Here is a 6938-nt window from a genome sequence, read left to right as displayed (position 1 = left end):
GAGCGCGCCGAGCTGGGCCGGCTGGTCGAGGCGTACCGCCTGGTGACGGTGCTCGGCGCGGGCGGCGCCGGCAAGACCCGGCTGGCCGTGGAGCTGGCCTCCGGGATCGTGGAGGACTACCCGGACGGGGTCTGGTTCGTCGACATCGCCGCGGTGACCGACCCGGGGCTCGTGGCGTTCGAGATCGCCGCCGTGCTCGGCCTCCGCCCGGAGCCCGGCCGGCCGATGCTCGACACCCTCGTCGAGTACGCGGCGCCGCGCCGGATGCTCGTGCTGCTGGACACCTGCGACGCCCAGACCGCGGCGTCGGCCGAGGTGATCAGCCGGCTGCTGGCCGGTGGCCGGGGCGTACGGGTGCTGGCGACCAGCCGGGAGTCGTTCGGCGTACCCGGTGAGGTGGTGTGGCGGATTCCGCCGCTGTCGGTGGACGAGGGGCCCGACGGTGGCAGTGACGCGGTGGCGTTGCTGCTGGACCGCACGGCGGTGGCCCGGGGCGGGCGGGCGCCGGAGGCGGCCGAGCAGGCCGACCTGCACCGGGTGGTCCGCCGCCTGGACGGGCTGCCGCTGGCCATAGAGCTGGCCGCCGCCCGGCTGCGGGTGCTCTCCGCCGGGCAGCTGGCGGAGCGGCTGGACGACATGCTGGGCACGCTCGACGCGGGACGGGAGACGGCGGAGCCGCCGCCGGTGGAGGCGGGCTGGAGCGGCAACCAGCAGGACACCGTGGACCTGGTGGCCGCGGCGACCGGCGCCGCACCGCCCACGCCGGCGAGCCGCGCGGTGCAGCGCTCGGCCAGTGAGCGGCACCTGACCATCCAGGCGACCGTCACCTGGTCGTACCGGACGCTCGGCGCGCGTTCGGCCCGGCTGCTGCGCTGGATGGCGGTGTTCGCCGGACCGGTGGACCTGCCCACCGTGCAGTGGCTGCTCGGCGAGGACCCGCTCGACCCGCTCTCGGTTCTCGTGGACAAGTCGATGGTGCTGGCCGAGCCGCACGCCTCGGGCAGCACGTACCGGATGCTCGACCCGATCCGGGCGTACGCGGCCCGGCGGCTGGTCGAGGCGGGCGAGGAGCAGAGCGCCCGGGACCGGCACGTGGACTGGTGCCGGCACGCGCTGGACCGGGCGTGCCTCGGGCCGGACGGCCGTCCGGTGACGCTCTCCCTGTACGCGCTGGATCCGCTGGCCGGTGAGTTGCGGGCCGCGCTGCGCTGGTGCGCGACCGGCGGTAGCGCCCGGGCGGGGCTGCGCCTGGCCGGCGACCTGGACCAGTGGTGGCGGGAACGCGGGCTGGCCCGGGAGGGGCGGCTCTGGCTGTTCCGGCTCTACGGCCGGCTCGCCGAGACCGGTGAGGTGATGCCGGAGGCCGAGCTGGCCGCCGCGTACCACATGCATTCGCTGCACGCGGGCGCGGACGGCGAGTTCGGCGAGGAGCTGCGGTACTCGCAGCGGGCCGAGGCGGCCGCCCGGCAGTCCGGTGACCGGGGGCTGCTGGCCCGGGTGCTGGCCGGGCGCGCCGCGCCGCTCGTCGACATGGGCCAGTTCGCCGAGGCGGAGCGGGTCTGCCGCGAGGTGATCGACTGGGCGTACGCGCAGGACGTGGTCGGGGACGCGCTGCTCGCCGTCTACAACCTGGCCGAGCTGCTCTGGCGCCGGGGCGCGCTGGACGAGGCCGCCGAGGTGCTCGCCGCGGCCCGCCCGGTCGAGGCGTCGCGGCCGGCGGAGCGGGGCGGCCGTTCGGTGGACATGCTGCTCGGGATGGTGGCGCTGGCCCGGGGTGACCTGGTGGCGGCGCACGAGCACCTGCTGGTGGCGTTGCGGTCGCGGATGAGCCACGGCTACCTGGGCCGGGCCTGCGACACGATCAACGCGATAGCGGTGCGCTGCGCGCTGGCCGGGGACGCGCTCTCCGCGGCCCGGCTGTTCGGCGCGGCGCAGGCCACCCGGTCGAACCTGCGGGCCACGCCGGGGATATACGGCCCGTACTGGGCGGCCCGGCAGGCGGAGCTGCGCCGGGTGCTCGGCGACGAGGCGTTCGACGCCGCCTACGGCGCCGGGGCGGGGCTGCGGCTGGACGAGGTGGCGGCGCTGGCCCTGCATGTCGAGCACCCGGACCTGGCCGCCGACTCGCCCCGGTTCGGCGTTCCCGCGCAGGGCTCCTGGCCGGCGTTCCAGCCGCGCAGCACGGCGGGCTGAGGCGGGCGAGCCCGGGCGCGGCGGGGAGCCCGCCGTGCGGCGGACTCCCCGCGTGGTGCGTCAGGCGCGGGCGGCGGCGTGGCGTTCGGCGTCGGCCTTCATCCGGGCGGCGCGGTCGAGGTCGGCCGGGGACACGGCGGCGACCGAACCGAAGACGCTCACCGCCTGGTAGTACGTCCAGGCGAGGCTGTAGCAGGCGGGCCGGACCACCGCGTTGTACGTGGCGCAGACCCGCTTCAGGTCGGCGTAGAAGGCGTTGTCCAGACGGGCCTTGTTGGCGGAGAAGACGCCCATCGCCTTGTGGTTGCGGTAGCCGAAGTCGTGCCGGTAGCAGGAGAGCTTGAAGTTGAAGCCGATCGGGTTGTCCGGGCTGGACGAGCAGTAGTCGGTGGACCAGTCGAAGCCGTACTCGGTCCAGGGGGACCGGTTCTGCCGGGCGCTGTTCCAGGCGTTGTAGCTGGACGCGCTGGTCTGCGTCCAGCTGGTCAGGACGGACAGCTTCTGCTGGGTGCTCACCGCGGCGGCGGCCGGTGTGGCCAGACCGAGCAGGGTGAGCAGGGCGAGTGCGCCGGCGGCGAGGGTGGTGGCGAGGCGACGGGACACGGGAACCTCCGCGTGGTGGTGGCCGGGATCTCCGGGTGTCGACAAGTGTCGATCAAAGGGGTGAGCTGGGGCGATGCCCCGGGGAACGGCTCGCTGACATCCGCCTGAACAGACGAATGCCCCCGGACCGGCGAGGCGGCCCGGGGGCATTCGGGGTGAATCAGCGGACGAAGCGCGGCGGGCTCGCCGGGCTCTCGTTCGCCAGCCGGTCCAGCGCGGTCACGTAGTAGGTGTACCGGGCGCCGTCGGCCGCCGTGGTGTCCACCCAGGACTGCACGGCGCCGTCGGTGGCCCGCACGGTGCCGACGAGGTGCGAGGCGTCGGCGAAGTCGCAGCGCCCGGCCAGGCCGTGCCCGTCGAACCGGTAGATCGCGTACGACGCGGCGGTGCCGAGCGGGCCCTTGCCGTCGGCCGGCTGACGCCAGCTCAGGCGTACCCCGTCCGCCTCCCGCTGGGCCTTGGTGACCACCGGGAACAGCAGCGGCTTGCGCGGCAGGTGCGTCATGGTGGGCACCAGCGCGGGGCGGGAGTAGTGCTCGGCGGCGTAGATGTCGGTGGCGCCGAGCCGGTTCGCCCGTACCTGCACCGCGGAGAAGTGCACGTTGCCGAGCACCTCCGGGTACGACCGGTTGAGCGTCAGGTGGTTCGACAGCTCCTGCGGGTTCATCCAGAACGACCCGTACGCCGGGTCACCGCTCTTGTAGTCGGCCTGGCCGATGTAGAGCTGGACCCGCGTGCCGCGCACCTGCTCGGCCCACCACGGCACGAGCCGGGCGTAGTCCGCGGCCGGGTACTGGCCGATGTACCAGTAGAGCTGCGGCACGATGTAGTCGATCCACTCCTCCTTGACCCACTTGCGGGAGTCGGCGGAGATGATGTCGTACGACTGCGAGCCGGTGGTGTCCGAGCCGTTCGGGTCGGCCGACGCGTTGCGCCAGATGCCGAACGGGCTGACGCCGAACTTCACCCACGGCTTGACCGCCTTGATCTTGGCGTTCATCTCCTGGATCAGCAGGTTGATGTTGTCCCGCCGCCAGTCGGCCTTGTCCGTGAAGCCCCTGTTGTACGCCGCGAACGTGGCGTCGTCGGGCACCTGGTAGGTGCCGCTCGGGTACGGGTAGAAGTAGTCGTCGAAGTGCACGCCGTCGATGTCGTACCGCTTGACCGCGTCCATCATCGCGGTCTGGACGAACTCGCGGACCTCGGGGACGCCGGGGTTGTAGTAGAGCCGGCTGCCGGCGACGCCGGCGGGCGGGTAGGCGAAGACCCAGTCGGGGTGCTGGCGGGCCGGGCTGTCCGGAGCCAGTTGCGACAGGTCGGCGCCGGCGCCGCCGGGCGCGGGCATGGAGACGCGGTACGGGTTGAACCAGGCGTGGAACTCCAGGTTCCGCTTGTGTGACTCGTCGACCAGGAAGGCCAGCGGGTCCCAGCCGGGGTTCTTGCCGCGTACGCCGGTCAGGTACTCCGACCACGGCTCGTACGGCGAGGGCCAGAACGCGTCGGCGGTCGGGCGGACCTGGACCACGACGGCGTTGTGGTTGAGCTTCTGGGCCAGGTCGAGCCAGGCCAGGTATTCGGCCTTCTGCTTGGCCACCTGGTCCGGCGCGGTCCAGGAGTCCTTTGTGGGCCAGTCGATGTTCGTCACCGAGGCGATCCACATGGCCCGGAACTGGCGCTTGGGGGTGGCCGGGTCGGTGACGCAGTCGGTGGAGGGGGAAGTGGCGGTGCTGGTGTCGTCGGGTGCGGCCTGCGCCGGCGTGCCGGCGACCAGCGCGCTGAGCAGCGCCGCGGCCAGCGCGGCGGCTCCGAGCCGAGTTGCCTTCATGCGGTGCGGTCCCTTCGTCGGGTCCGGGGGGACGATCGGCGGGCGGGGTTGCGGCAAGATTCGCCGCACTGCCCACGCCTCCGGTAGGAAACTTTCATCTATCCGTGTCCGGCGCAAGACCTTGACCGGTGATCGATGTCCCGCGCCGTCCGACCTCGGCCGGATCGTGACGATTCCGATACCTGCCGTGCGGGATTGGAGCGGAAAACGGCTGGGTAGCTAGCCCGGTCACAGACCGCCACCGTGGCGGCCACACGGCGGGGGAGGTGATCAGATGTCGGTCCTGCGAACCAAGCCGATCGGGGACGTGCTCGCCCAGGGCGACGCCGACGGCGAGGACGGCAAGCCGGGACTGCGGCGCCGGCTCGGCGCGGTCGACCTGATGGGCTTCGGCATCGGCATCGTGATCGGCACCGGCATCTTCACGCTCACCGGTGTCGAGGCGCGCAACAGCGCCGGGCCGGGCGTGGTGATCTCGTTCGGCATCGCCGGCCTGGTCGCGCTGCTCGCCGCGCTCTGCTACGCCGAACTGGCCAGCAGCGTGCCGACCGCCGGCAGCGCCTACACCTACGCGTACGCGACGATGGGCGAGATCGTCGCCTGGATCATCGGCTGGGACCTGCTGCTGGAGTTCGCGCTCGGCGCGGCGGTGGTGGCCCGCGGCTGGTCCGGCTACCTCGCCGACCTGTTCGGCCTGCCCAGCGCCTGGTTCGCCGAGGAGGGCAGCGTCGTCAACCTCGGCGCGATCGGCATCGTGCTGGTGCTCGGCGTGGTCGCCATCGTCGGCATCCGGGAGTCCGCCCGGGTCACCAACCTGCTGGTGCTGGTCAAGGTGGCGATCTGCGCCTTCGTCATCATCGCCGGGCTGTTCTTCGTCAAGGCGGCCAACCTCAGCCCGTTCATCCCGGCCGCCGAGCCGGCCGGCGCCGGGGACGACGGCATCAAGCAGCCGGTCACCCAGGTCATCTTCGGGCTGGAGCCCTCCGTCTTCGGTTTCGTCGGGGTGCTCACCGCCGCCGCAGTGGTGTTCTTCGCGTACACCGGGTTCGAGGCCGTGGCGAACCTGGGTGAGGAGACCCGCAAGCCCAAGCGGGACCTGCCGCTGGGTCTGCTCGGCACGCTGCTCATCTCCACGGTGCTCTACATCGGCGTCTCGCTGGTCGTGGTCGGCATGGTCAAGTACACCGAGATCGACGAGGGCGCGCCGATCGCGTCCGCGTTCCGGGCGGTCGGCGCCGGCTGGGCCGCGGTGCTCGTCTCCATCGCCGCCGTCGCCGGGCTCACCAGCGTGATCCTGGTCGACCTGGTGGCCATGGGCCGGATCGGCTTCGCCATCGCCCGGGACGGGCTCATCCCGCCCGCCATCGCCAAGGTGCACCCGCGCTGGGGTACCCCGTACCGGATCGCCGGGATCATGACCGTCGCGGTGGCGCTGCTCGCCGGTTTCCTTCCGCTGTCGGCGCTGGCCGACCTGGTCAGCATCGGCGCGCTCTGCGCGTTCACGCTGGTCGCGATCGCGGTGCCGATCCTGCGCAAGCGCCGGCCCGACCTGGAGCGGCCGTTCAAGGTGCCGTTCTCGCCGGTGTTGCCGATCCTCACCGCCGTGGCGTGCCTCTACCTGAGCCTGAACCTGTCGGTCGAGACGTGGCTGCGGTTCCTCGCCTGGATGCTGATCGGCGCGGTCATCTACTTCGGGTACGGCCACCGCAAGAACCGGCTCGCCCGCCGCGAGCACTCGGACACCCCCGAGCCCGCCCCCACCCCCTGAGGCGGGCACCGCGGAGCCCTCTCGACGCGCGGGTCGGGAGGGCTCCGCCCTGATCGATCGTCAATTTCTGCAACGTTGTAACTCTCCGTGTGAAGAGGTCGTCACGTCGTCGTGAGGCGGTACAGTGCGGCCAGCGTTCACCGGGAGGACAGTTCAGTGCGGCACAGGCTCAAGGACGTCGCGGAGCGGGCCGGAGTGTCGGTGAAGACCGTTTCCAACGTCGTCAACGGCTACCAGCACGTACGCGCCGACACCCGGGCCCGGGTCGAGGAGGCCATCGCCGCGCTCAACTACCGGCCCAACCTGTCGGCCCGCAACCTGCGCAAAGGGCGTACCGGGGTGATCGCCCTGGCCGTGCCCGAGCTCGACATCCCCTACTTCGCCGAGCTGGCCCGGCACGTCGTCACCGCCGCCGCCGACCACGACTGGACGGTGCTCATCCACCAGACCGGCGGCGGCTCCGAGCAGGAGCGCAAGGCCGCCAGCGGCATCGGCGACCACATGATCGACGGCCTGATCCTGAGCCCGCTCGCGCTCACCTCCGACGAC

5 protein-coding genes are annotated in these 6938 nt (G+C 72.5%); 3 read left to right on the top strand and 2 right to left on the bottom strand.

Annotated features, from left to right (window positions below):
• A partial coding sequence (locus tag KBX39_RS18740; RefSeq protein WP_210871743.1) for an adenylate/guanylate cyclase domain-containing protein occupies nt 1-2193 on the top strand: 2193 nt, incomplete at its 5' end.
• 60 nt (nt 2194-2253) lie between these two features.
• On the opposite strand, the gene KBX39_RS18735 is transcribed toward KBX39_RS18740, so the two are convergent.
• The gene (locus KBX39_RS18735) at nt 2254-2796 is read right to left on the bottom strand and encodes a phospholipase (RefSeq protein WP_064446667.1); all 543 of its coding nucleotides are present in this window, start codon (nt 2794-2796) and stop codon (nt 2254-2256) included.
• 160 nt (nt 2797-2956) lie between these two features.
• Nucleotides 2957-4621 (bottom strand): glycoside hydrolase family 10 protein, encoded by a 1665-nt coding sequence (locus tag KBX39_RS18730; RefSeq protein WP_210871741.1) that lies wholly within the window; start codon nt 4619-4621, stop codon nt 2957-2959.
• Between the two features lie 274 nt (nt 4622-4895).
• Here KBX39_RS18730 and KBX39_RS18725 point away from each other — a divergent pair, with 274 nt between their 5' ends.
• Nucleotides 4896-6389, top strand: coding sequence for an amino acid permease (locus KBX39_RS18725; protein WP_043328110.1), 1494 nt, complete (start codon nt 4896-4898; stop codon nt 6387-6389).
• Between the two features lie 156 nt (nt 6390-6545).
• A partial coding sequence (locus KBX39_RS18720) for a LacI family DNA-binding transcriptional regulator (protein WP_210871739.1) occupies nt 6546-6938 on the top strand: 393 nt, incomplete at its 3' end.

Source organism: Micromonospora sp. D75 (assembly GCF_018070405.1).
Taxonomy (GTDB): Bacteria; Actinomycetota; Actinomycetes; order Mycobacteriales; family Micromonosporaceae; genus Micromonospora; species Micromonospora chalcea.
This window is presented reverse-complemented; position numbering and strand designations above follow the sequence as displayed.

What these genes read in the sequence shown, in the direction of transcription:
- KBX39_RS18730 (WP_210871741.1), bottom strand. Translation starts at nt 4,621, where the DNA reads ATGAAGGCAACTCGGCTCGGAGCCGCCGCGCTGGCCGCGGCGCTGCTC.
- KBX39_RS18725 (WP_043328110.1), top strand. Translation starts at nt 4,896, where the DNA reads ATGTCGGTCCTGCGAACCAAGCCGATCGGGGACGTGCTCGCCCAGGGC.